This is a genomic window from Mycobacterium sp. IDR2000157661, from assembly GCF_022317005.1.
In the GTDB taxonomy this organism is placed as follows: Bacteria; Actinomycetota; Actinomycetes; order Mycobacteriales; family Mycobacteriaceae; genus Mycobacterium.
The window spans coordinates 2,744,025-2,767,153 of the sequence record NZ_CP081006.1 but is presented as its reverse complement, the minus strand read 5'-3'; the positions used below and the strand labels follow the sequence as shown (position 1 = coordinate 2,767,153).

At 68.7% G+C, this 23,129-nt stretch carries 31 protein-coding genes; 18 read left to right on the top strand and 13 right to left on the bottom strand.

Translation table 11 applies throughout. The features are described 5' to 3' along the window. Together K3G64_RS14700 and K3G64_RS14695 are read right to left on the bottom strand one after the other, a co-directional pair. Positions 1 to 426: a hypothetical protein gene (locus tag K3G64_RS14700; RefSeq protein ID WP_238885303.1), complete on the bottom strand. Its 426-nt coding sequence runs from the start codon at positions 424 to 426 to the stop codon at positions 1 to 3. Next, a complete protein-coding gene (locus tag K3G64_RS14695; protein ID WP_305071258.1) occupies positions 423 to 854 on the bottom strand; it encodes a (deoxy)nucleoside triphosphate pyrophosphohydrolase in 432 nt (143 codons plus the stop codon). The genes K3G64_RS14700 and K3G64_RS14695 overlap by 4 nt, the downstream gene beginning before the upstream one ends. A gap of 27 nt (positions 855 to 881) precedes the next feature. Here K3G64_RS14695 and K3G64_RS14690 point away from each other — a divergent pair, with 27 nt between their 5' ends. After that, entirely contained in the window at positions 882 to 1,166 is a 285-nt protein-coding gene (locus tag K3G64_RS14690; RefSeq protein WP_238885302.1) for a 4a-hydroxytetrahydrobiopterin dehydratase, read from the top strand. On the opposite strand, the gene K3G64_RS14685 is transcribed toward K3G64_RS14690, so the two are convergent. Next, positions 1,144 to 2,352, bottom strand: a complete 1,209-nt coding sequence (locus K3G64_RS14685; RefSeq protein WP_238950667.1) for a mannosyltransferase — start codon at positions 2,350 to 2,352, stop codon at positions 1,144 to 1,146. The genes K3G64_RS14690 and K3G64_RS14685 overlap by 23 nt on opposite strands. Positions 2,353 to 2,490: 138 nt before the next feature. On the opposite strand from K3G64_RS14685, the gene K3G64_RS14680 reads away from it, so the two are divergent. After that, positions 2,491 to 3,045 carry a hypothetical protein gene (locus tag K3G64_RS14680; RefSeq protein WP_238885301.1) on the top strand — a complete coding sequence of 185 codons (555 nt, stop codon included), beginning with the start codon at positions 2,491 to 2,493 and terminating at the stop codon, positions 3,043 to 3,045. A 53-nt stretch (positions 3,046 to 3,098) separates the two neighbouring features. After that, on the top strand, positions 3,099 to 4,085 hold the full coding sequence (locus K3G64_RS14675) for an Rv1157c family protein (RefSeq protein ID WP_238885300.1): 987 nt from the start codon (positions 3,099 to 3,101) through the stop codon (positions 4,083 to 4,085). Between the two features lie 16 nt (positions 4,086 to 4,101). Here the strand turns inward: K3G64_RS14675 and K3G64_RS14670 are convergent, their stop codons facing one another. Further along, the gene (locus K3G64_RS14670) at positions 4,102 to 4,248 is read right to left on the bottom strand and encodes a DUF1059 domain-containing protein (protein WP_238885298.1); all 147 of its coding nucleotides are present in this window, start codon (positions 4,246 to 4,248) and stop codon (positions 4,102 to 4,104) included. 47 nt (positions 4,249 to 4,295) lie between these two features. Between K3G64_RS14670 and K3G64_RS14665 the strand changes: the two genes are divergently transcribed. After that, complete coding sequence (locus K3G64_RS14665; protein ID WP_238885296.1) at positions 4,296 to 4,955, top strand: nitroreductase family protein; 660 nt, start codon at positions 4,296 to 4,298, stop codon at positions 4,953 to 4,955. Positions 4,956 to 5,045: 90 nt separating this feature from the next. Further along, on the top strand, positions 5,046 to 5,423 hold the full coding sequence (locus tag K3G64_RS14660) for a recombinase family protein (RefSeq protein WP_238885294.1): 378 nt from the start codon (positions 5,046 to 5,048) through the stop codon (positions 5,421 to 5,423). A 2-nt stretch (positions 5,424 to 5,425) separates the two neighbouring features. Here K3G64_RS14660 and K3G64_RS14655 read toward each other — a convergent pair whose 3' ends face one another. Next, a complete protein-coding gene (locus K3G64_RS14655; RefSeq protein WP_238885292.1) occupies positions 5,426 to 6,004 on the bottom strand; it encodes an HhH-GPD-type base excision DNA repair protein in 579 nt (192 codons plus the stop codon). Positions 6,005 to 6,030: 26 nt separating this feature from the next. Here K3G64_RS14655 and K3G64_RS14650 point away from each other — a divergent pair, with 26 nt between their 5' ends. The 7 genes from K3G64_RS14650 to K3G64_RS14620 all read left to right on the top strand — a co-directional run bounded on the left by K3G64_RS14650 (position 6,031) and on the right by K3G64_RS14620 (position 13,598). After that, positions 6,031 to 7,248: a sensor histidine kinase gene (locus K3G64_RS14650; RefSeq protein ID WP_238885290.1), complete on the top strand. Its 1,218-nt coding sequence runs from the start codon at positions 6,031 to 6,033 to the stop codon at positions 7,246 to 7,248. Between the two features lie 19 nt (positions 7,249 to 7,267). After that, a complete protein-coding gene (locus K3G64_RS14645; RefSeq protein WP_238885288.1) occupies positions 7,268 to 8,089 on the top strand; it encodes a LytR/AlgR family response regulator transcription factor in 822 nt (273 codons plus the stop codon). After that, positions 8,082 to 8,456, top strand: coding sequence for a hypothetical protein (locus K3G64_RS14640; protein WP_238885287.1), 375 nt, complete (start codon positions 8,082 to 8,084; stop codon positions 8,454 to 8,456). The genes K3G64_RS14645 and K3G64_RS14640 overlap by 8 nt, the downstream gene beginning before the upstream one ends. Next, positions 8,453 to 10,207: a sodium/solute symporter gene (locus K3G64_RS14635; protein WP_238885285.1), complete on the top strand. Its 1,755-nt coding sequence runs from the start codon at positions 8,453 to 8,455 to the stop codon at positions 10,205 to 10,207. The genes K3G64_RS14640 and K3G64_RS14635 overlap by 4 nt, the downstream gene beginning before the upstream one ends. 149 nt (positions 10,208 to 10,356) lie before the next feature. Next, positions 10,357 to 10,713 (top strand): DUF485 domain-containing protein, encoded by a 357-nt coding sequence (locus K3G64_RS14630; protein ID WP_238885284.1) that lies wholly within the window; start codon positions 10,357 to 10,359, stop codon positions 10,711 to 10,713. Beyond that, entirely contained in the window at positions 10,710 to 12,338 is a 1,629-nt protein-coding gene (locus K3G64_RS14625; RefSeq protein ID WP_238885282.1) for a solute symporter family protein, read from the top strand. The genes K3G64_RS14630 and K3G64_RS14625 overlap by 4 nt, the downstream gene beginning before the upstream one ends. 135 nt (positions 12,339 to 12,473) lie before the next feature. Further along, on the top strand, positions 12,474 to 13,598 hold the full coding sequence (locus tag K3G64_RS14620; protein ID WP_238950665.1) for an MFS transporter: 1,125 nt from the start codon (positions 12,474 to 12,476) through the stop codon (positions 13,596 to 13,598). On the opposite strand, the gene K3G64_RS14615 is transcribed toward K3G64_RS14620, so the two are convergent. Beyond that, positions 13,595 to 13,762: a DUF5302 domain-containing protein gene (locus K3G64_RS14615; RefSeq protein WP_238885280.1), complete on the bottom strand. Its 168-nt coding sequence runs from the start codon at positions 13,760 to 13,762 to the stop codon at positions 13,595 to 13,597. The two genes, K3G64_RS14620 and K3G64_RS14615, sit on opposite strands and share 4 nt — an antisense overlap. A gap of 40 nt (positions 13,763 to 13,802) precedes the next feature. Next, positions 13,803 to 14,246 carry a PPOX class F420-dependent oxidoreductase gene (locus K3G64_RS14610; protein ID WP_238885278.1) on the bottom strand — a complete coding sequence of 148 codons (444 nt, stop codon included), beginning with the start codon at positions 14,244 to 14,246 and terminating at the stop codon, positions 13,803 to 13,805. Between the two features lie 30 nt (positions 14,247 to 14,276). Here K3G64_RS14610 and K3G64_RS14605 point away from each other — a divergent pair, with 30 nt between their 5' ends. The 3 genes from K3G64_RS14605 (at position 14,277) to K3G64_RS14595 (ending at position 16,509) form a co-directional block, all read left to right on the top strand. Next, positions 14,277 to 15,116 (top strand): class I SAM-dependent methyltransferase, encoded by an 840-nt coding sequence (locus K3G64_RS14605; RefSeq protein WP_238885276.1) that lies wholly within the window; start codon positions 14,277 to 14,279, stop codon positions 15,114 to 15,116. Next, positions 15,113 to 15,634, top strand: coding sequence for a DUF1697 domain-containing protein (locus tag K3G64_RS14600; protein WP_238885274.1), 522 nt, complete (start codon positions 15,113 to 15,115; stop codon positions 15,632 to 15,634). Before K3G64_RS14605 ends, K3G64_RS14600 begins: the two co-directional genes overlap by 4 nt. Positions 15,635 to 15,732: 98 nt before the next feature. Further along, complete coding sequence (locus tag K3G64_RS14595) at positions 15,733 to 16,509, top strand: class I SAM-dependent methyltransferase (RefSeq protein ID WP_238950663.1); 777 nt, start codon at positions 15,733 to 15,735, stop codon at positions 16,507 to 16,509. 5 nt (positions 16,510 to 16,514) lie between these two features. Here K3G64_RS14595 and K3G64_RS14590 read toward each other — a convergent pair whose 3' ends face one another. Next, positions 16,515 to 16,880, bottom strand: coding sequence for a GntR family transcriptional regulator (locus tag K3G64_RS14590; RefSeq protein WP_238885272.1), 366 nt, complete (start codon positions 16,878 to 16,880; stop codon positions 16,515 to 16,517). Positions 16,881 to 16,916: 36 nt separating this feature from the next. On the opposite strand from K3G64_RS14590, the gene K3G64_RS14585 reads away from it, so the two are divergent. After that, the gene (locus K3G64_RS14585; RefSeq protein ID WP_238885270.1) at positions 16,917 to 17,630 is read left to right on the top strand and encodes an NAD-dependent deacylase; all 714 of its coding nucleotides are present in this window, start codon (positions 16,917 to 16,919) and stop codon (positions 17,628 to 17,630) included. On the opposite strand, the gene K3G64_RS14580 is transcribed toward K3G64_RS14585, so the two are convergent. The 3 genes from K3G64_RS14580 to K3G64_RS14570 are packed head-to-tail and all read right to left on the bottom strand — an operon-like array spanning position 17,627 to position 21,214. Then, complete coding sequence (locus K3G64_RS14580) at positions 17,627 to 18,259, bottom strand: class I SAM-dependent methyltransferase (RefSeq protein WP_238885268.1); 633 nt, start codon at positions 18,257 to 18,259, stop codon at positions 17,627 to 17,629. The genes K3G64_RS14585 and K3G64_RS14580 overlap by 4 nt on opposite strands. Then, the gene (locus tag K3G64_RS14575) at positions 18,240 to 18,932 is read right to left on the bottom strand and encodes a TetR/AcrR family transcriptional regulator (protein ID WP_238885266.1); all 693 of its coding nucleotides are present in this window, start codon (positions 18,930 to 18,932) and stop codon (positions 18,240 to 18,242) included. Before K3G64_RS14575 ends, K3G64_RS14580 begins: the two co-directional genes overlap by 20 nt. Continuing rightward, the gene (locus tag K3G64_RS14570; RefSeq protein WP_238885264.1) at positions 18,929 to 21,214 is read right to left on the bottom strand and encodes an MMPL family transporter; all 2,286 of its coding nucleotides are present in this window, start codon (positions 21,212 to 21,214) and stop codon (positions 18,929 to 18,931) included. The genes K3G64_RS14575 and K3G64_RS14570 overlap by 4 nt, the downstream gene beginning before the upstream one ends. A 157-nt stretch (positions 21,215 to 21,371) precedes the next feature. Here K3G64_RS14570 and K3G64_RS14565 point away from each other — a divergent pair, with 157 nt between their 5' ends. Further along, positions 21,372 to 21,911, top strand: coding sequence for a DoxX family protein (locus tag K3G64_RS14565; RefSeq protein WP_238885262.1), 540 nt, complete (start codon positions 21,372 to 21,374; stop codon positions 21,909 to 21,911). Positions 21,912 to 21,921: 10 nt separating this feature from the next. Here K3G64_RS14565 and K3G64_RS14560 read toward each other — a convergent pair whose 3' ends face one another. Together K3G64_RS14560 and K3G64_RS14555 are read right to left on the bottom strand one after the other, a co-directional pair. Continuing rightward, positions 21,922 to 22,275: a hypothetical protein gene (locus K3G64_RS14560; protein ID WP_238885260.1), complete on the bottom strand. Its 354-nt coding sequence runs from the start codon at positions 22,273 to 22,275 to the stop codon at positions 21,922 to 21,924. Position 22,276: 1 nt separating this feature from the next. Continuing rightward, the gene (locus K3G64_RS14555) at positions 22,277 to 22,789 is read right to left on the bottom strand and encodes a TetR/AcrR family transcriptional regulator (RefSeq protein WP_238885259.1); all 513 of its coding nucleotides are present in this window, start codon (positions 22,787 to 22,789) and stop codon (positions 22,277 to 22,279) included. Positions 22,790 to 22,937: 148 nt separating this feature from the next. On the opposite strand from K3G64_RS14555, the gene K3G64_RS25540 reads away from it, so the two are divergent. Further along, the gene (locus K3G64_RS25540) at positions 22,938 to 23,069 is read left to right on the top strand and encodes a hypothetical protein (RefSeq protein WP_255727761.1); all 132 of its coding nucleotides are present in this window, start codon (positions 22,938 to 22,940) and stop codon (positions 23,067 to 23,069) included. The last annotated feature ends 60 nt before the right edge of the window (positions 23,070 to 23,129 follow it).

The following is a 23,129-nucleotide window of genomic DNA, read 5'->3' as shown; positions in this document are numbered from 1 at the left end:
TCAGGAACTCAGCAGAACGATTCCCAGCGCCGCCAGCGCGACCACCTTGACGACTTCCAGCGCGACGTACACGTAGTGCGCCCGTGAGCGCGGACCGTGGTGACCCGCCAGCACCGCATCGGAGCGGCGCGTCAGCCGCGGGCGCACACCGGCCAGCTGGGCGACCAGCGCGAGACCGGCGCTGCCGAACGCGACAACCGCACCGGCCGGGGGTGCGCTGAGCACCATCGCCACCAGAATGGTTGCCGCGAGTGCGATTTCAGCGCCGTTCAACGCGCGAAACACCAACCGGCCGATGCCGAGCCCGATCGGCAGCGTCACCCCGGGCGCCCGGAATTTCAGCGGCGCTTCGAGGAAGGAGATCGCCAGCACCATGCCGAGCCACACGAACGTGGCTGCGACGGCGACCGCGGGAGCGGCGCTCATGGAACCTCGCTGAGCGCGTGTCGGAGTTCCGCGAGCCACGCGCGGTCGGCAGGCACCCAGGCCAGCGCGTCGAGTTCGCCGACGGTGACCCAGCGCAGCGCGCGATGGTCGTTGGGGTGAAGCGTGCCGCCGGTCTGGGTGACCAGATAGGCGCGCAGCGCCGTGGTCGCGTTCAGGGCGACGTCGGCGCCAAGGCGCTCTCCGACATTCACCTCGACGCCCAACTCCTCGTGCAGTTCCCGCGCCAGGGCCGCCGCGTCGCTCTCACCCGCCGCGACCTTGCCGCCGGGCAGTTCCCACAGGCCGGCCAACTCGGCGGGGCGGTCGCGTTGAGCCACCAGCAGCGCGGCGCCCGAGATCAGCGCTCCGGCCACGACGATCTGGTTGGGCTTCTGGTTCGGCTTCTGGTTCGGCTTCTGGTTCAGCACTGTGGCTGACGGTATACCGTCGATCCCATGGCTGTGTTAACGGACGACCAAGTAGACGCCGCACTGCCCGACCTTCCCGGCTGGGAGCGCGCCGACGGCGCCCTACGCCGCTCGATCAAATTCCCGGCGTTTCTCGACGGCATCGAAGCGGTACGTCGCGTCGGCGAACACGCCGAGGCGAAGGACCACCATCCCGACATCGACATTCGTTGGCGCACCGTGACATTCGCGCTGGTAACCCACTCCGAGGGCAGTATCACCGACAAGGACGTCGAGATGGCCCGCGACATCAACGGGATCGTCGGGCAGTGAATCCTGACACTGCCACCCACGCCAGCGTCGCCAGCGCCGCAACGACGTAGACCAGTCCCGCCCACGCCAGGTACCAGGGGCGCGGAATCGTCCAGATGGTCGGCTGGGCGAAGCTGAGCAACCACGGCACCCCGACGGCGGTGAGTGCCAACCAGCCCCAGCCCAGCACACGCGCGCCCAGCCGATCGCGCAGCGGCCCGTGCAGCAGCCACATCATCAGCGGGATCAGCCACACCCAGTGGTGCGTCCACGAGATCGGTGACAGCAGCAGCCCGAACAACTGCACCACGACGATCGCGCCGAGCCGGTCGGACGCGCCACCGATCGCGTGCCACGCCAGCACCGCCAGCACGGCGGTCAGCACAATGCCGCCCACCACCGCGGGTCCGTAACCGGCGTCGTGGCCCAGGATGCGGGAGATCCCGCCGCGCCACGACTGGTTGAACGAGGTGCCGATCGGTCCCACGCGGGACGCGTCGCCGAACAGCTCGAAGAAGTAGCGCCGCGCCTGGTCACCGATCACCAGAGCCGAAAAGCCAACGGTGGCGGAGAAAACGATGGCCGAGAACACCACCGTCGCCCAGCGCCGCGCGCCGGCGAAGTAGAGCCCCGACACCGCGGGCGTCAGCTTGACTCCTGCCGCCAACCCGACCAGCAGACCCGATAGCCACCAACGTGTGCTGGCCACCGCGCACAGCACCGCGAACACCAACAGCACGTTGATCTGCCCGTAGTCGAACGTGCTGCGCAACGGCTCCAGCCAGATGCCCACCGCGGTCCACAGCATGGCGAGGCGGCGATCACCGCCGCCCAGCAGCCGCTGACTGACCCGCACAACGCCGTACAGCGCTGCGATGATCCCGACCTGCCACAGCAGCGCGACCAGCCAGAACGGCAGCAGGGTCAGCGGATAGAACGCGACGGCGGCGAACGGTGGATAGGTGAAGGGCAGCGGGAAGTCCGGCGTCTGCTCGGCGTAGACGTAGTCATACAGTTCGCCCGGCTGCCCCAGCGTGTCCGCTCCGCCGACATAGACGTGCAGGTCGACGAAGTTTGCGCCGGTGGGCAGCAGGTATGTCCACGCCAGGCGCGCAACGACGCTCAGCACAAGAAGCACCGGCGCCGCGGCGGCCAATCGGGTGGGCGTTCGCGGGGCGGTCGAGTCGGCGGCGGTCGAGGTCTCTATCCGACCGACTCTATCGACCGGTAACCGAAACCCTTCGCTCCCGTAACGGTTGAATAACCGCCACACGTGTCACTTGAGTAACACCAGTAACTCCGTAGCTTCGGGCTCAGGCGTGCCTAAACAATCGATCGGAGAATCATGCCCCGCACCAGAAAACTGCTCGCAACCACCATCTTCGCCGCCGCCGGAGCGGCTTCGGCCGCGCTGGCTCTCAGCGCCACCGCCGCAGCCCAGCCCGCCGCACCGGCGCCCGCGCCCGGTGTGCCCGGACTGCCGTTCATCCAGCAGCTCGCGTCCAATCCCGCGGCCGCATCGCAGTTGATGCAGGGCTTCACGTCGCTGCTGAGCGGCACCCAGGCCCCGGCCGCACCGGCGGCCACCCCGCCGGGGGCAACGGCTTCGATCACCCTCCCCCAGACGCCGTCGACGCTGCCGGGTATGCCGGGCGCCACCGCCCCGGCCACCGCCGCCGCACCCGCAGCGGCTCAGCCGCAGGACCTCCTTTCGGGTCTGCCGACGGGCCTGGCGTCGCTGATGCCTGAGGGCAACCCGTTGACGGGCCTGCTCCCGGTCGCGGCGAATGCCGCCCTGCCCACTGCACCCGTGGCACCGGTCGCGCCGGCGGCAGCCGCTCCGGCTCTGCCGAGCGCGAGTGTGGCGCCGCTGATGATGCCGCTGTCGGCGCTGCCCTGACCGGCAAGGCGACGGCCGAACAAACCACCCACGACGACCACCTAGGGGGAGCCATGTCAGCTCGAAGAATGTTCACCACCGTCGCCACTGCGGTCGGCACATCGGTCACGCTGCTGTTCGGCGTGGCCGGTGTGGCCACCGCCGAACCCGCTGTTCCACCCGCTCCGCCGCTACCCATCAACGGCCTGCAGGCGCCGGGGCTCGAAGCGGTGCAAGGAATCAGCCCCGCGATTCAGCAGGCCGCGGCCGATCCGACGAACGCGGCATCGACATTGATGGCCGCCGCCGCGGTGTTCGCCGGGGACGCGGTGGCACCCCCCGATTCGCGCAATGTCGCGTCGGCGGTCAACCAGTTCGTCGCCCATCCCGCCGCGCATGTGCCCGCACCGGGCGCGGTACCCGGGGCGCAGGCCCACCTGCCCGCGGGCGTCAACCCGGCGCACGCCGTCGGCCCCGTTCCCGAAACGCTGCCGGGTCCGGCGCCAGAGGCGGCCGTCGCGCCGGTACCGCCGCCTGCCCCAGCACCGGCTCCAGCGCCCGAGGCCGCGCCGGCAGCGGCCGTCGCACCGGCCCCGGCACCCGCGGCAGCCCCGGCGCCCGCGGCCGCACCCGGCCCGGCGTTCGGCCCGGACACCCCGCCGACGCAGGACTTCATGTACCCGTCGATCAGCAACGGCTGCCTGAAGGATGGCGGCAACGTGCTGGCCACGGCGATCTCGGTGGCCGGCCCGGCGAGCATCCCGACGCCGGGACCCCGTCCCGGTCAGACCGCCTACGTGTTCACCGCGATCGGTACGCCCGGACCGGCCGCCGAGCAGCAGCTGCCGCTCAACGTCACCTGGGTCAACCTGACGACGGGCAAGTCGGGCAGCGCCACGCTCAAGCCGCGCTCCGACATCAACCCCGAGGGCCCGACGACGTTGACCGCGATCGCCGACACCGGCTCGGGCAGCATCATCTCGACGATCTTCGGACAGGTCACCACCACCGAGAAGCAGTGCCAGTTCATGCCGACGATCGGCTCGACGGTGGTGCCGTGAGTCGTCGCGAGGAAGGTCAGTAGGCCATGAAGAGGATGGCGTCCCGGTCGTAGTCGCGGCCGGGATGCGACTCGGACAGGTGCTCTTGCGCCTTCTCGACCAGGTCGTCCTCGTCCTTGCCGACGATGGCTTCGCCGCAGGGGCAGTTCAGGTGCGTCTTCATATGACAACCTTTGCATAGGTCGCAGCGATCGTCGCAAAGATGTGGTCATGGATCTTTACGACGTCATGCGCACGACGGCCGCTGTCCGCGAATACACCGACGAGGAGTTACCCGACGACGTCCTCGAGCGCATCCTCGACAACGCGCGCTTCGCGCCCAGCGGCGGCAACCGCCAGGGCAACCGCGTCATCGCCGTCCGCGATGCGGGCACCCGCGAGGCACTCATCGAATGCGCCATCCCGGGCACCAAGCGCTACATCGCTCAGCTGCGCAACGGCGAGAGCCCGTGGAACCCGTTGCACCCGTGTGGCGTTGATGCGCAGAGCATCGACTCCGTCGAGGTCCCGCCGCAGTCGCCGCTGCGCACTGCGTCCGTGGTGCTGGTGGTCTGCGTGGATCTGGGAGTGGTGGCGGCGTTCGACCAACACCTCGAGCGGGTCGGCCTGATCGCGGGCGCCTCGGTGTATCCCTTCGTCTGGAACATCCTGCTGGCCGCCCGCAACGAGGGCTATGGCGGCGTACTGACGACCGCGGCGATCGCCGAGGAACCGCGCGTGCGGGACCTGCTCGGTATACCGGCCGACTACGCCGTCGCCGCGCTGCTGCCGCTCGGCAGGCCGAAGCGCCAACTCTTGAGGCTCACCCGCCGACCGGTGCGCGACATCGCCACAAGGGAGCGCTTCGACGGTTACCCCCTGGGTGCCTGACGAGTCGACCAGGTAGAAGTCCGATAACGGTTCGGCCTTGACCGGACGCCATCGCTCCCATGGCAGCCGGACCCATGAGACCTTGACAGAGTGAGCTGCACGCTGGGCTACGCCACAGCACGCGCCGTCGAGCACACCCTCGACGGTCAGCTTGCGGCGCTCGCAGAGGCGGGCGTCGACTCGAGGCGGGTCTTCACCGACCGCCTCGTCTCGGCCGACCGCGTGCGCGCGGGACTGCACGCCATGCTGAGCTACGCCCGCTCCGGCGACACAGTCGTGGTCGTGGCACTGGACCGGTTGGGCCGCACCGGCGCCGAAGTGACCAGGACGATCGCCGAACTCTCCGACCGGGGCCTGCGGTTACGCACCCTGCGCGAGGGCCTCGACACCGGCACGTCGACCGGGCGCGTGGTCGCCGGCATCATCACGACGCTCGCCCACTTGGACGCCGAGACCGCGGCGCAATGACGTCAGGCCTTGGCTGCCTTCGCGGCCGCCTTGGCCTGCTTCTTGTATGACCGCACCTTCTCCAGCGAGCCGGAATCGACGACGTCGGCCACCGACAGGAACGACCCGGCCTTGCCGTAGTCGCCGGCGGCCTTGCGCCATCCCGGCGGCGTGACCCCGTACTGTTTGCCCAGCAGTGCCAGGAAGATCTTGGCCTTCTGCTCACCGAACCCGGGCAGCGCCTTGAGCCGGCGCAGCACTTCGGCGCCGTCCGGGTCGCCGTGTGTCCACAGCGCGGTCGCGTCCCCGTCGTAGCGATCGACGATCAACTGCGCGAGCGCCTGGATGCGCTTGGCCATGGAGCCCGGATACCGGTGCACGGCAGGCGTTTGCGAACAGAGCTGGGCGAACCGCTCGGGGTCGTAGTCGGCGATCTCGCGCGCATCCACCCCGCCGATGCGGTCGGCGATCTTCTTCGGCCCGGCGAATGCCGCCTCCATCGGGTACTGCTGATCGAGCAGCATGCCGACCAACAACGCGAACGGGTTCGACTCCAACAGCGCGTCCGCCGCGGGATCCTGAACTAGCTGCAGTTTCGCCACGGCGCCAGTTTAAATTGGCGTCAACCATGTCCGGCGAGCTGGCTCTAGCACTTGCGGCGGTGCTCATCGCCGCCGCGGTGGCGGCCGCGGTCTTCACGGTGCGCACCCGCCGGGTCGTGGCCACCCCGACCGAACGGGCCGTGCACGCCGCGCTGCACACCGCGTCGCTGGCGGCCAGGGCGCTGCGGCAGGGACTCGACACCGACTCGGCCAAGACCGCCGCGCCGTTCCTGCGGGGTCTGACCGGAACGCGGGGCGTGGCGGTCTTCGACGCCGACGGACGCATGCTCGCCAACGATCCGCCCGACGGCTGGGCCGACGAGGTCCTCGACGCCTGCGGCGGTGCTGCCGAACAGTCGATCGCCGGCGAGCGACGCGTGCTCACCCGCGCCCGCACCTCGGCGGTGGTGGCGCAGCCGCTGCTGGCCGAGGACGGTGCCGTGCTCGGGGTGCTGGTCGTGGTGACGGACCACTCCCCCGCACCCGGACTGCTCGGGGCCGTCGGCGAGGTGGCCAGATACGCGGCCAGCCAGATCGAACTCGCCGAGCTCGACGCCTCCCGCGCCCGCCTGGACCGCGCCGAGGTGCTGGCTCTGCGGGCACAGATCAGCCCGCATTTCATCTACAACGCCCTGGGCACCATCGCCTCGTTCGTGCGCACCGATCCGGACCGCGCCCGCGAGCTGATCCTGGAGTTCGCCGACTTCACCCGCTACTCGTTCCGCGCCGCGGGCCAGTACACGACGCTGGCCGACGAACTGCGCAACATCGACCGCTATCTCACCCTGGAGCGCGCCCGGTTCGGCGATGCGCTGAAGGTCACGCTGCAAGTGGCGCCCGAGGTGCTCAATGTCGTCGTGCCGTTCCTGGCGTTGCAGCCGCTGGTGGAGAACGCGGTGCGGCATGGGCTCGCGGGCCAGGGTGGCGGCGCGATCGAGATCATCGCCCGCGACGAGGGCACCGACTGTGTGATCACCGTCGAGGACGACGGCGCCGGAATGGATCCCGACACGCTGCGCGCCGGACCGGGTGACGCGCTGGCGGCCGGCTCACCCGCAGGCTCACGCGCAGGCAATGGCCACTCCGCGCACGTCGGGCTGACCAATGTGGACCATCGGCTGCGCGCGGCGTTCGGCAACGACTACGGTCTGGTCGTTGAGACCGCGATCGGTGCGGGCACGCGAGTTCTGATGCGCGTCCCCAAGTTCCGGTCGGGCGTGCGGGCCGACGGAGGGATCGTGTGAGCGATCATGTGAACGGCAGATGAAGACGGGCCTGACCGTGCTGGCCGTCGACGACGAGGCGCCCGCACTCGACGAGCTGGCCTACCTCCTCCAGTGCCACGACGACATCGGTGAGGTGCACCGCTGCGGCGACGCCACTTCCGCACTGCGTGAACTGAGCTCCAGCAATTCCGGCTCCTCGCGTGCGCGAAAGCCGTTCGACGCGATCTTCCTCGACATCAACATGCCCGGGCTCTCCGGCATCGAGCTGGCCGGTGTGCTCGCCAACTTCTCGCATCGGCCCGCAGTCGTGTTCGTCACCGCACACGACGACAAGGCCGTCGCGGCCTTCGACGTCGGCGCGATCGACTATCTGCTCAAGCCCATCCGCCAAGATCGGCTGGACGAGGCGGTGCGCCGGGTGCTGGCCGGCCGCGCCGCCGAGCCCGCACCCGAGGAAGCCGGTGCCAGTTCTGCTCTCGACATCCGTGGTGACGACGTCATCCCCGCCGAACTCGGCGGCGTCACCCATCTGGTGCCCCGCGACAGCATCGGCTGGGTCGAGGCCGAAGGTGACTACGCGCGCCTGCACTCGACGTCCGGCTCACACCTGGTGCGCATCCCGCTGAGCACCCTCGAAACCCGTTGGCGCGAAAAGGGTTTCCAGCGAGTACACCGCAGCTATCTGGTGGCGCTGCGAATGGTCATCGGACTTCGCAGCGCCGACGGTGCGGTGCTGGTGCGGCTGCGCGCCAACGGCAGTTCGCCGGCCGTGGAGTTGCCGGTGAGCCGACGTCAGGCGCGTGAACTGCGCGACCGCGTCGTGCGCGACCCGATGCGCCAACTGAGACCCGATGACTAGCAGCGAACGGCCGAACCGCCAACGCGTCGTGCTCGGCCAACGCCGCGGGGCCCGCATGGTGCGCACCCGGGTCGAGGTGCAGGAGCAGACGCAGGTCGGCGACGCGCTGGTGCGCGGGCTGGTCCGGGCCCAGCTCGGCCTGGCGTTGCGGTTGGCCGCTGTGGTGATCTGCGCCGTCGTGGCGATTCCGTTGCTCAATGCGGCGTTTCCGGATCTGGCGGCCGTCACGGTCGTCGGGATCCGGCTCAACTGGCTGGTGCTCGGCCTACTGGTCTACCCGCTGCTCTACGGGGTGGGGCGGTTGTACATCCGCCTGGCCGAACAGGGCGAGCGCGACTTCGTCGGCGTCGTCGACAGCGAGCCATGACCGGCTCACCGCTGACGGCCGCCGCGCTGATCGCCGCCGCGGTTGCCACCGTGGCCATCGGCGCCTACGGGGTCCGGTTCTCCCGCACCACTTCCGACTTCCTCGTCGCCTCGCGCAGCGTCGGACCCCAGTGGAATGCCGCCGCGATCTCCGGCGAATACCTCTCGGCGGCCTCGTTTCTCGGGGTGGCCGGGCTGATCGCCAAGTACGGTGCCGACGCGCTGTGGTATCCAGTCGGCTTCACCGCGGGCTATCTCGGACTGCTGCTGTTCGTAGCTGCGCCCCTGCGCCGCTCCGGTGCCTACACCGTGCCCGACTTCGCCGAGTTCCGCCTCGGCTCGGCCCGCCTGCGCAAGGTCGCGATGCTCGTGGTCGTCGTCATCTGTGTGTTCTATCTGGTACCCCAGTACCAGGGTGCCGGCCTGGCGTTGAAAACCCTTCTCGGCGTACCGGTCTGGCTGGGCCCGCTGGTGGTCGGGGGGATCGTCATCACCAACGTCGTCGCGGGCGGCATGCGCTCGATCACCTTCGTGCAGGCCTTCCAATACTGGCTCAAGCTCACCGCCGTCGCGATCCCGGCGCTGGCCCTGCTCGGGCTGTTCCTGACCGACCGGGGCGAGCTCGGCGGGCCGCTGCCACCCAGCGTCGACCAGCCCACCACCGTGGCGATCGAGACCGACGTCGTCGTGCAGGTGGACCGGCCCACAGGCATCCTGGTGACCGGCACGCTCGACGGGCAACCCGTTGCCGCACAGCCGATACCGTCGGCCGGGGTGCACACGCTGGGCGCGGGCTCCGAGTTGTCCCTGGAAGCGGGCGCCGCCACGCCGGTGGTGGCCGGCGCACCCAGCGAGGGTGCAGACTGGATCGCCTCCGGCGGTGGCCTGGGCGGCGGTCATCCGATGTACCAGGTCTTGTCGATCATCGTCGCGACGTTCCTGGGCACCATCGGCCTGCCGCATGTCCTGGTGCGGTTCTATACCAATCCCGACGGTCGCGCGGCCCGCCGCACCGCGCTTGCGGTCATCGCGCTGCTGTCGCTGTTCTATCTGTTTCCGACGCTGCTCGGGGTGTTCTCGAGGCTTTACGTGCCGCGGCTGTTGATCACGGGCAACTCCGATGCCGCGGTGCTGCTGGCTCCCGGGGCGGCGATCGGTGGCGTTGCCGGGCAGTTGCTCGGCGCGCTGGTGGCCGCAGGCGCGATCGCGGCGTTCCTTGCCACGTCGTCGGGGTTGCTGGTCAGCATCGCCGGTGCCTTGTCGACGGACGTGCTGCGCGGCCGGGTGCGCGACTTCCGTATCGCCGCACTCGTCGGCGGGTTGATCCCGATTCCGCTGTCGCTGGCGACGTCCGGCGGCCTGGAGTTGTCGCGCAGCGTCGGACTGGCGTTCGCCGTCGCCGCCTCCACGTTGTGCCCGCTGCTGGTGCTGGGCATCTGGTGGCGCGGTCTGACGGCTGTCGGCGCGGGTTGTGGTCTTGTGGTGGGCGGAGTGCTCTCCGGCGGCGCGGTGACGCTGTTGGTGACGGGCGCCGTCGACGAGGCCGCGCTCGGCGGATGGCCCGCGGTGATCATCGGCTATCCCGCGGCGGTCAGCGTCCCGGTCGCGTTCGCGACGATGATTCTGGTCAGCAAGCTGACACACCGGTCCGCGGCCGGCGACATCGCGCAGATCTTCGCGCGTATGCATGTGCCGGAGCGGTTGGGCATGGGGGTCGAGCGCGTACCGCGCGAAGACCAGGCAGTGCGCTGAGCCCGCACCGCTTGTCGTCGGCGATCGACCGCTCACCGCACAGGCTTCGGGCTTCACCGTGTCGGCCGCGAAAGCACTGGGTATGTGACCCACATCTCATCTAACTTCGCAGACGAGACGATTCACATCCGACGTTCCAGGAGCACGCGATGGCCCAGACGGACCTGCCGCATCGAGAGATCAGCGGCGACGAATACGTGGCCATGCTGGCCACCCCTGAATTCCAGGAGCTACGAAGCAAATTGCGCCGCTTCGTGTTCCCGATGAGTGCGGCGTTTCTCATCTGGTACGCCACTTATGTGCTGCTCGGCGCCTTTGCCACCGACTTCATGGCGATCCGGGTGTGGGGCAACATCAACGTCGGTCTGCTGATCGGCCTGGGTCAGTTCGTCACCACGTTCCTGATCACCGCGCTGTATGTCCGGTTCGCCAACAAGGAGATCGACCCGCGCGCCGAGGCCATCCGTGCCGAGCTCGAGGGCGACGAAGTCGGGGGCAAGGCATGACCATCCTCGCCGCCGAGGCCGTCGGCAATCCCACGGCCAACATCGCGATCTTCGCCGTCTTCGTGCTGGTGACGCTCTACGTCGTCATCAAAGCGAGCAAGAAGAACGCAACCGCCACCGAATTCTTTACCGCGGGGCGGGCATTCACCGGACCGCAGAACGGCATCGCGATATCCGGTGACTACCTCTCGGCCGCCAGCTTCCTGGGCATCGCGGGAGCCGTGGCCGTCTACGGATACGACGGCTTCCTGTACTCCATCGGGTTCCTGGTGGCATGGCTGGTCGCGCTGCTGCTGGTGGCCGAACTGCTGCGCAACACCGGCAAATTCACCATGGCCGACGTGCTCAGCTTCCGGCTCAAGCAGCGACCGGTCCGGTTGGCCGCGGCCACCAACACCCTCGCGGTGTCGCTGTTCTATCTGCTGGCCCAGATGGCCGGCGCCGGCGTGCTGGTGGCGCTGCTGCTGAACATCGAGAGTGGCCTCGGGCAGTCCATCGTCATCGCCGTGGTGGGCGTGCTGATGATCGTCTACGTGCTGATCGGTGGCATGAAGGGCACCACATGGGTGCAGATCATCAAGGCGGTGCTGCTCATCGGCGGCGCCGCGATCATGACCGTGCTGGTCCTGTTCAAGTTCAACTTCAACTTCTCCGAGATGCTCGGCGCCGCACAGTCGATGGTCAGCGACAGCAGCGACCCCAAGGTCGCCGCCCGCGACGTGCTCGCCCCGGGCGCACAGTACGGCGTCTCGCTGACCACCCAGCTGAACTTCATCTCGCTGGCGCTGGCGCTGGTGCTGGGCACCGCGGGCCTGCCGCACGTGCTGATGCGGTTCTACACCGTGCCGACCGCCAAGGAGGCGCGCCGCTCGGTGGTGTGGGCGATCGTGCTGATCGGCGCCTTCTACCTGTTCACCCTGGTGCTCGGCTACGGAGCGGCGGCGCTGGTCGGGCCCGACCGCATCCTCGGCGCGCCAGGCGGAGTGAACTCCGCGGCGCCGTTGCTGGCGTTCGAACTCGGCGGGGTGATATTGCTCGGTGTCATCTCGGCGGTGGCGTTCGCGACGATCCTCGCGGTGGTTGCCGGACTGACGATCACCGCGTCGGCGTCGTTCGCCCACGACATCTATGCCACGGTGACCAAGCGGCACACCGTCACCGAGGACGAGCAGGTCAAGGTCTCGCGCATCACCGCAGTGGTGTTGGGAACAATGGCCATCGGGTTGGGCATCCTGGCCCGCGAGCAGAACGTGGCCTTCCTGGTGGCGCTGGCGTTCGCGGTGGCGGCCTCGGCCAACCTGCCGACCATCCTGTACTCGCTGTACTGGCGCCGGTTCAACACCCGCGGCGCGCTGTGGAGCATGTACGGCGGCCTGATCTCGACGATCGTGCTGATCGTCTTCTCCCCCGCGGTGTCGGGCACGCCGACCGCGATGATCAAGAACGCCGACTTCTCCTGGTTCCCGCTGGCCAATCCCGGCATCATCTCGATCCCGCTGGCCTTCCTGTTGGGCATCATCGGCACGCTGACCTCGCCGGGTGATCGCGGCGAAGTCCCGCGCAACGCCGAGATGGAGGTGCGCTCGCTCACCGGCGTCGGTGCCGAGAAAGCGATCGGCCACTAGAAGGTCGGGGGATCTGGGGGATTAGCGGACCCGCCGAGGTGGTTATCAACAAGCGTGCTTGATGTCCCCTCGGCGGGTTCGCGCGTGACCGCCCGACTCGCGTTCCCACTGCTCGCTTACGCCTTCGCGGCCATCATGCTCGGCACCACGATGCCGACGCCGATGTATGCGATCTATGGCGAGCAGATGAACTTCTCGGTGCTGACGACCACCGTCATCTATGCGGCCTACGCCGGCGGTGTGCTGGTAGCGCTGTTGGCGTTCGGCAGGTGGTCGGACGCGATCGGCAGGCGCCCGTTGCTGCTGGGCGGCGTGGTGGCCGCGCTGGTCAGTGCCGGCGTGTTCCTTGCGGCCGACTCGGTGCCACTGCTGCTCGTCGCACGCGTGCTCAGCGGGTTGTCGGCGGGTGTGTTCACCGGGACGGCCACCGCCGCGGTGATCGAGTCCGCGCCGGAGCACTGGCGCGGACGCGCGGCCGCGGTGGCGACGGTCGCCAACATCGGTGGCCTGGGCGCCGGTCCGGTGCTGGCGGGCATCCTGGTGCAGTACGCACCGCATCCGCTGCACCTGAGCTTCATCGTGCACATCGCGCTGGCGGCATTCGCCGGGGCGGCGGTGCTGCTGGTGCCCGAGACCTCGCCGCGGGCCGGCCGGATCAGCGTGCAGCGGCTGTCGGTGCCCGCACAGGTGCGCTCGGTGTTCGTCGTGGCCAGCCTCGCCGGGTTCGCCGGCTTCGCGGTGACGGGACTGTTCGCGGCGGTCGCACCCTCGTTCGTGGTCGACGTGGTGGGCATCGACAACCAGGCCCTCGCAGGGGCGATCGCGGGTTCGATCTTCCTCGCATCGGCCGTCACACAGGTCGCCGCCAACCGGATGGCGGCACAGAATGCCGTCGCGATCGGGTGCGCGATCCTGGTGGTCGGCATGGTGATTCTCGCTGCGGCGCTGCAACTCTCGTCGCTCGCGGGGCTCATCGCCGCCGCCGTGGTGGCCGGCGTCGGCCAGGGCTTGACCTTCAGTCGCGGGCTGGCCGCGGTCTCCGAGCGCACCCCCGCCGACCGTCGTGCCGAGGTGAACTCGACCTACTTCGTCATCGTCTATGTGGCGATCTCGCTACCCGTGATCGGCGAGGGCCTTGCTGCCGAACACTGGGGATTGCGCACGGCCGGCGTCACTTTCGCGGTGGCCGTCGCCGTGCTGGCGGCCGGTTGCCTGGTGGCGATCCTGGCGCGCGCGAAGCGGGCCGCGCCCGCCGGTTAGCCGCTCTTGCGGCGGAACTCGCGACGGTGCTCGACCGGGCCGTGCGCCTTCGGTTGCTTGGCGCCGCCGTCCTTGTGCCCCGACCCGCCGGCCGACTTGGCGTTCTTGCGCGCCAGCGCTTCGGCGAATCTGCGCTTGGTGTCGTCCTCCGGTGCATCTGCCATGCCCGGCAGCCTAGCGCCTGCGTTACAACCGTCGCCTGCTTTACCGCTTGCCGGGCGGCATTCCGTAGACGTGAGAGATCGGCAGCGTCATCACCACGCGCCGGTCGTCGACCATCGACCGCCGGTAGTCGTCCCAGTCCGGATGTTCGCCGGCGATGTTGCGATACAAGGCGATCAGGGCCTCGACGGTGTCGTCGTCAGCGGAGGCGGCCGGCGGGGTGAGCAACGCGTCGCCTTCGGCCACCGCGTAGGACCAGCCGTCGTCCGAGCTGACGTGAATGGATGCGCGGGGATCGCGGCGCAGATTGCGGGTTTTGGCCCGCGGCTCGGTGATCGACACCTGAATCGCCAGCGCGCGCGGATCGAAGTGGTATGAGACGTTCGACAACTGCGGCCGTCCGTCGCGCTTGATGGTCGCCAGCACCCCCAGCGAGTTACCGCCGATCAGTGCCAGCAGCTTGTCGTCGAACACCTGACGTCCCATACCGCGAGCCTACGTCTCTACCATCGAGATGTGACCGGTCCTGCTCTCCGAATCGACGGCAATGTGCTCGACGGCGTCTCGGCCACGACGCTGTGGACGCTGCACAACCGGGCCGGTGAGGCCAAGCGATCAGACGGGGTGATCCGCGACCCGTGGGCCGTCACGCTGTTCGACGCGATCGACTACGACTACCGCAGGTTCGGCAGGCCCAATCAGTCGCACGGTCTGCGCGCGGTGGCATTCGACAACGCAGGCAGCCGGTACCTGTCCGCCCACCCGAAGGCGTCGGTGGTGGCGTTGGCCGAGGGCCTGCAGACGAGTTTCTGGCGACTGCAACGGCGCGGCATCGGCAGCGAAGTCACCTGGTATTCCGTCGATCTCCCGCCGGTGATGGCGCTGCGCGACGCGCTGTTGCCGCACGACGACCGCATCGTCGCGCTGGCGCAGTCCGCCTTGGACCGCAGCTGGATGGATCGCGTCGACGCGTCGGAGGGCGTGTTCATCACCGCCGAGGGCCTGTTGATGTACCTCGATCCCGACGAGGCGCTGAGCCTGATCGCCGACTGCGCGAAGCGGTTTCCCGGCGGCCAGATGATGTTCGACAACATCCCGCAGTGGCTCAGCAGACGCACAGTCCAGGGCAAGCTCAAGCTCTCCGACCGCTACGTCGCTCCCCCGATGCCGTTCTCGCTCAGCGCGGACGAGGCCGTGGCGTTGGCGGGCCGGATTCCCGGCGTGCGGGCCGCCCATGATGTGCCGTATCCGTCCGGTCGGGGGCCGTTCAACCTGCTGTTCTGGCCGCCGCTGGACCGGTTGGCGGTCCACCGCCGCGGCCGGCCCAGCATGACGCTGCTGGAGTTCGGCCGATGACGCGTTACGCCGTGTTCCTCCGGGGCGTCAACGTCGGCGGGGTCAACCTCAAGATGGCCGATGTCGCCCACGCCCTGGAGAACGCCGGATTCACCGCCGTGCGAACGGTTCTCGCCAGCGGCAACGTCCTGTTGGAGAGCCGCGACGACGTCGACGTGGTGCGCACCACCGCCGAGACGGCGCTGCGCGATGCGTTCGGATACGAGGCATGGGTGCTGGCGTACCCGGTCGACACGGTGGCGGCCATCTCGGCGGCCTTCCCGTTCGAGCGCGAGGTCGACGGGCACCACTCCTACGTCACCTTCGTGGCCGACGAGGCGGTCCTCGACGAACTCGCCGACCTCGCCGCCCGGGCCCAACCCCACGAGAAGATCGCCCGCGGCGAGGGGGTCGTCTACTGGCAGGTGCCCAGGTCCGCCACGCTGGACTCCACCATCGGCAAGACCATGGGCAAGAAGCGCTACAAGTCGTCTACCACCACCCGAAACCTGCGCACGCTCGACAAAGTGCTGCGCTAGGTAGATTCGGTGACGTGAGTTCCACACCGAGCACCCCGAAGGCTCGCTTGCCGAAGGTCGACGGCACCGTGCTGACCGGCGTCTCCGAGACCGCGTTGATGACCCTGCAGGTACGGGCCAACGAGGCCCGTCGGCCGGACGCCATCATCGACGATCCGATGGCGGTCCAACTGGCCGACTCCATCGAGTTCGACTACGCCAAGTTCGGCTTCACCCGCCGCCAGGACATGGCGGTGCGTGCGCTGGCCTTCGACCGCGAAGCCCGCCGCTATCTCGGTGATCACCCGGAAGCCACCGTCGTCGCACTGGCCGAGGGCCTGCAGACCAGCTTCCACCGGCTCGACGACTCCACCGTGGGCCATCAGTTCCGTTGGCTGACGGTGGATCTGCCGCCGATGGTCGAGCTGCGCCGCAAGCTGCTGCCCGCATCCGAGCGGGTGACACTGTTGGCCCAGTCGGCGCTGGACTTCACCTGGATGGACCGCGTCGACACCGAACACGGTGTGTTCATCACCGCCGAGGGGCTGCTGATGTACCTGCCACCGGCCGACGCGCTGGGACTGATCGCGCAATGCGCCAAGCGCTTCCCCGGCGGCCGGATGATGTTCGACCTGCCGCCCGCGTGGTTCGCCAAGGGCATCACCCGCGGTCTGTTGCGGCCGTCGTTGGGCTACCGGGTGCCGCCCATGCCGTTCAGCATGACGCCCTCGCAGCTGGCCCACCTGCGCAACGACGTGCCGGGTGTCCGCGCCGTGCACGACATCCCCTTGCCGCCCGGGCGCGGCCGGGTGTTCAACGCGGTGATGTGGGCGGTGCAGCGCCTGCCCGTCTTCGACCCCGTGCGCCCGGTGCTGACGATGCTCGAATTCGGCTGACCAGGTCAGCCGAACGCCGTATCGATGTAGCGCAGGGCCTCGGTCTTGCCGACGCCCAGCGCCTTGGCCGCCGAGACGAAGTTGTGCGCGGCCGAGGCCATCGCGGCGTCGGCGGGGTCGGCGCGGGCTACGAACGTGCCGAAGCGGCCCCGCGTCTCGAGGATGCCCGCCGCCTCCAGTTCACGGTAGGCACGTGCGACGGTGTTCACCGCCAGCCCGAGCCGCCCGGCCAGTTCCCGCACCGTCGGCAGCCGAGTGCCCGGCGGCAGCCTGCCGTCCCGCACACCGTCGATGATCTGGGTCCTGAGCTGGTCGAACAGGGCTCCCGGGGCACGCTGATCGATGCGCACCCAGTCCCCCAGATCGGCCACGTGCCCAGTATCGCCCACAGCCGCTAGTTTGGTCATGTGCAGGTGACAGTCCTCAGCGGTGCAGGGATCTCGGCCGAGAGCGGGGTGCCCACGTTCAGGGACGCCGAGACCGGGCTGTGGGCGAAGGTCGATCCCTACGAGATCTCCAGTTCGCAGGGTTGGCGGGCAAACCCGGACAAGGTGTGGGCCTGGTATCTGTGGCGCCACTACATGATGGGTTCGGTGCAGCCGAACAACGGTCACCTGGCCGTTGCGGCGTGGCAGGACTACGCCGAGGTCCACGTCGTCACCCAGAACGTGGACAACCTCCATGAACGCGCGGGCAGCCGCAACGTCTACCACTTGCACGGTAGCCTGTTCGAATTCCGTTGCGATCACTGCCAGTCCGTGTACACCGGGGAGTTGCCGGCGATGCCGGAGCCGGTCGAAACGGTCGACCCGCCGCGCTGCGGGTGCGGCGGCATGATCCGTCCGGACGTCGTGTGGTTCGGCGAAGCGTTGCCCGAGGACGCATGGCAGCGCTCGGTGGAGGCGGTCACCACGGCCGACGTCGTGATCGTCGTCGGCACCTCGTCGATCGTCTACCCCGCGGCCGGGCTGCCCGAGTTGGCGCTGGCCGCCGGCACCGTCGTCATCGAGGTCAACCCCGAGCCCACACCGCTCTCGGAGGCCGCCACGGTGTCGCTGCGCGAGACGGCCGCCGGAGCGCTGCCGAACCTGCTGCAGCGCCTCCCCACCCTGCTCGACTAGCGCCGCTCGGCGCGGCCGATCGCGAACTCGGCCACCGGCATCGGCACCCACGACGGCATGGCCCACTCACGACGGGCGCCTGCCACCCGGAACCCGGCGCCGACGATCGCCTCCTCGGTGTGGCGGTGCGTGTGGCAGTTGCCGAGCAGGCGCGGCCACACCGTCGCGTCGGCGAATTTCTGCATCCGCGCCCGCGCCGCCCCACTGCTCGCGACATGCTCGAGGTAACGCAGTTCGCCACCGGGCCGCAGCATCGAATGCAGTTGGCGCAGAACAGCGTCGGGGTGTTCGACTGAGCACAGCACCAGCGAGCAGACCACCGCGTCGAACGGTTCGCCTGCGACGAACCGCTCCACCGGGTCGGTGCTCACGGTGACGGGGACCCGCGCGGACGCCGCCGCCTGCTCGGCGCGCTCGGCGAGTCGTCGCTCGGGTTCGACGGCGACCACCTCGGTCACCGTGTCCGGATAGAACTCGAAGTTGGTTCCGGTTCCTGCCCCGACTTCGAGCACCCGCCCGGTGAGACCTGCCAGGTTCTCGCGCCGCAGCCGTTTCAATGCCTCCGGTTCGTGGCCGGAAATCACCGTCCAGAGCCGGGCGAACAATGGGTTATCGATCTCGTTGCTCATCGAGCAGTCCCTTCAGTTTGACGACGGCATCCCGCGGGGCGGCGGAACCGATCGCGCCCGACATGATCTGCCCGGTCACCACGGACCGCAGCATCCGGTCCGCGAACTCCTCGACGTCTCCCCAGGGTAGATACGGCCGCGAGATCATCATCGCGGCCACCCCGTGCGCCACGGTCCACAATCCCAGCGCCGTCGCGGTCGAGTCACCGGGCGGAAAGGTCCCCTCGGCCATCAACTGCTCGACCGAATTGCGCAGATGCACGAACGCTGAATTGTTGAGCATCAAATCGACATCGCTACCAGGCCTGCCCTCCCCCATGGTCGCGATGCGGTACAGCTCAGGCGTTTTCAATGCGAATTGGATGTAGGCCAGGCCTTGGGCACGCAGCACCTCGATCGCCGACCCGGCGCCGGCCGAGACCGCCTGCATCTCCTCGTCGAGCTTTTCGAAATATCGGGCGCACACCGCGTCGAGCAACGCGTCCTTGTCGGCGAAATGCAGGTAGATCGACGGCGGAGTCACCCCGACCTGCTGTGCAACCGACCGGATCGACACCTCTTTGGCGTGCCCCGTGCTCAGCAGTTGGTCCGTCGTAGCATCGAGGATCTCCTCGCGCAGTTGCTCACCCGATCCACGTGGTGCGCGACGTCTCTTCACCGGTTCTGCGGTCATGTCGGCGGCGCATCCGCAACCGATGCCGCGGCAGGTTCCCGTTTCTCGAACGCGGGTTCGACGTCGTCGGCGGATTCGCTGATCCCGATCCGCTCGTGCAACCTCGCCAGCGGTCCCGGCGCCCACCAGTTCCACCGCCCGAGCAGGTGCATGAACGCCGGCACCAGCGCCATGCGCACCAGCGTGGCGTCGACCAGGATCGCGAGAGTGAGCCCCACCCCGAACATCCGCATGAAGGAGACCTGCGCGGCGATCAGCGCCGCGAAGGAGATCGACATCACCAGGGCCGCCGCGGTGATGACTCGGCCGGTCTTGGCGAGACCGAGGGCCACGCTCTCGTCATTGTCTGCCCGCGTCTTGCCGGACCTCAGCCAGAACTCGCGGATGCGCGAGAGCAGGAACACCTCGTAGTCCATCGACAGCCCGAACGCGATGCAGAACAACAACACCGGCATGTTCGCCACCAGCGTCCCCGTCGGGGTGGTGCCGAACGCACCCAGGTGCCCGTCCTGGAAGATCCACACCAGCGCGCCGAAGGCCGCCGTCAGCGACAGGATGTTGAGCAGCACCGCTTTCAGGGGCAGCACCACGCTGCCGGTCAACAGGAAGAGCAGCACGAACGTGATGGCCGCGATCACCCCCAGCACGATCGGCAGTCGCGACGTGATCGCCGATGAGCTGTCCCGGTTGATCTGGGCGACGCCGGTGAGTTGCACGGGTGCCTCGGCGGGTCGGGGCACCGCACGCAGCGCGTCGAGCTGTGCCTCGGAGGCGTCGCTGAACAACGGGGCGGCGCTGGCCACCGTCAGAAACGCACTGCCGTCGTCGAATCCGGTAGCAGCCGAGGGCGGTCCGGCAGGCCTGCCGTCGACGAACGTGCCGCCGGGTGCCGACACCGAGGACACGTCGGCGACGGTGGACAGGTCGGCGGCATATCGGCTGAGTTCGGCGGGCGTGACACCGGCGGTGTCGGGCAGCACGACGGTGACGTTGGCGGCGGAGTCGACGGCGAAGTTCGTCCGCAACTCGTCGCCCACCTGACGCGCCGAGGCCGACTCCGGTAGCACCCGGTCGTCCGGGAAGCCCCACTTGGCGCCGAGGAACGGCGCACCGAGCACCAGCAGCAGCACCACGATCGCCAGGCCGATCGGGATCGACCGACGCGACACGTATTTCGTCGACCGGTACCAGAATGTCTGCTCGACGGGCTTGCGCACCGGATCGGGCCGGCGCAGGATCCGGCGGGCGAGCCGCCGCACGTCGAGGGCATCCATCCGGTCGCCGAGCAGCACGATCGCGGCGGGCGCCACCACAATGGCCGCGATGGCCGCGAACGTCACCACCGCGACCCCTGCATAGGCGAAGGACTGCAGGAAGTACATCGGGAACAGCGCCATCGCCACCATCGACAGCGCGACCGTCAGCGCCGAGAACAACACGGTCCGGCCGGCGGTCGCCATCGTGCGCACCAGCGCCCTTTCGCGGTCCACGCCGTCGGCGAGTTCGTCACGGTAGCGGCTGATGATCAGCAGCGTGTAATCGATCGCCAGCGCCAGGCCCAGGGCGACCGACAGGTTGAGCGCGAAGATCGACACCTCGGTGAAGAACGTGATCGTGCGCAGCACCGCCATCGAGCCGAGGATCGCGAAGGTGCCGACCGCCAGCGGCAGCGCGGCGGCCAGCAACCCACCGAACACCCACACCAGCACCACGAAGACCAGCGGAATGGCGATGGCCTCCATCCTCAACAGGTCCTTCTCGCTCTGCCCATTGATCTGCACGTAGGTCATCGCCTCGCCACCCGCGCGCACGGTGACGCCGTCGCGGTCGTACACCAGCCGCTCGGTCAGGTCCTTGGTGTGCTTCTGCGCTCCGCTCTCGCCGCCGGTGATGCCGGCGACGATCAGACCGGTCTTGCCGTCCTCGCTGATCAGGGCGGGCGCCGCAGTCGCCGGTGCGGTCCATGCCGAGGTGACCTCGGCGACGGAGGGCTCTCGCCGCAACTGGGTGGCGATGTCGGTACCGACCGCCCGCGCCGCGGCACTCTGCGCACCGTCCTCGGAGTGGACGGTGATCAGCAGTTCCATGTCGCCCTGGCCGAACTTGTCCACCAGCAGCTGATTGGCCTGTGCGGACTCCGACGTCGGATCCTGGAAGCCGCCCGCAGACAGGTGCTTGGCGACGGGGATGCCGAACACTGCGCACGCCACCATCACCAGCAACGCGACGGCGAGGATGCGGCGGGGCGCCGTAAGAGCGAGGTGGGCGATTCGTTGTAGCACGTCGCGTCCTTCCGCCGACACGATCCAGTATCGCCGATAAGTTATCATCGGTAACTTACAGCCGTCAACGCTTCCCTCAGGACTACGGCGCGGTGCCCGGTTTCGTTCACTGTTATTGCATCGATGACTTCGTCGTCGTCTGGTAGTCGTATCTGACATGACGACGATCGACGTGACCGCACCCGAGAGCACCCGCACCACCGCAGACATCGGTCTGCTCATCCTGCGCATCGGCGTGGGCGCGGCAATGCTGCAGGCCGGCCTGATGAAGGCCTTCGACTTCACCACCACCGCCGGCTTCATGGAGCAGGGCGGCTGGCGGCTGCCCAAGCTCGCGGCGTTCATGGTGACGGCCGCCGAGACGCTGGGTGGCATCGGCCTGCTGCTCGGCGTCTTGACGCCGCTGGCGGCGTGCGCGGTGATCGCGGCGATGATCGACGCGTGGGCGGTCAATGTCTCGGCCGCGGCGTTCTGGTCCGACCCGTTCAACGCACCGTTCCTGATCGGGATCGGAGCCACCGCGCTCCTGTTCGCCGGCGCGGGCAGCTACTCGGTCGACGCGCGCGTTCTGGGCCGGACCGCCTGGCAGACCCGTTTCCTCGTCGGCCTGCTGATCGTGGCCGTCGCGGCGGCGATCCTGACGTGGGTCGCGCTCAACGGCACCAACCCGGTCCACCTCATCGCGCCGGCCGGCTGAGCCGGGCGGCTCAGGCGGCTTTGGACCGCTCGACCAGCATGGCCACCGCTTCGGGATCGCCGACCTGAAGCACCAGCCGCGCGTACCGCTCTTCGACGAGTTCGATCACGACGACCCGCGCCGGATCCCGTACGTCCCAGAACACCCGTTCGCCGTCGCGGTAATACGTTCCGGCGGTGATGACGCGCGGAAGGTGCGTACCGGGGGCTCGAATACCCTTGTGCTCCTTGGCTATTCCAGAATCCGCGGTGGCGCCGCGGACATGGTCGAGCGGTATCCGCAGCCGGCTCTTGAGCGCCCACAGCTTGTTGAGTCCGGTGATGCGGACGACCAACCGATCACCTTCGACCGTGACTTCGGCCACCTCATCCTCCTTCGTTCCAGCGCGTCGTCGCTGCTTGTTGTGACCAGGTGGACACCAGTCCGGCGCAGTCGCCACCCGAGCGAACCCGAATGCGCAGCCCGAGCAGGGTGGCCGTCGCGAGCGGACCGTCGCCCATCGGCGCGGTGATGGCATCGAGTTCGGCCAGCGCCGCCGAGACCTCGGCGGCCACCTCCTCGTCCTGCGCCGCCTGCTCCGCCGCCGCCATCAGTAGCAGATCCAGCCCACCGATATCAGTCGACAGCGCGGCGTCACCGGCCGCCGCGACGGGGTCGGCGGCGGCGGCGATCGCCGCCAGGCACCCTGAGCGGATCGTCCGCAATGCGGCCAGGTACAGCCCGCGTTTGCTTCCGAAAGTGCGATAGAGGCTGTTGCGATGCACTCCCAGGTCCCGCACGAGGTCGTCCACCGAGACCCCACTGAAGCCTCGGCGGGCGAACAGCCGTGCAGCCGCATTGATCACCGCCGGCTCGTCGAAACCCCGGGGCCTTCCCATGCGTCCCAAAATACGCAAATAGGAACGAACGGTCAAGAACAAGCATTCCCAATAGCTACTCGCCGGTTCTACTCGGGAGTAAGAATTGCCACCAATTTCCGAACCCCGACTCACGGAATCCTTAAAGGCGGTGGTTACTTTTCAGTACATGTGGATCGACGACACCAGTGCCGATGTCATCAAGGTTGACTTCGACGCGCTTTACCACGGCGATGTCCTGGTAGAGGGCGACACCTCGGAGCAGCTCGACGACGACCACACGCTGCCCACGGCGGTGTGACCGAACGCGCGCCCAGGGGCCGCGCGTTCGACCGAGAGGTTTGCCCGACAACGGGCACCC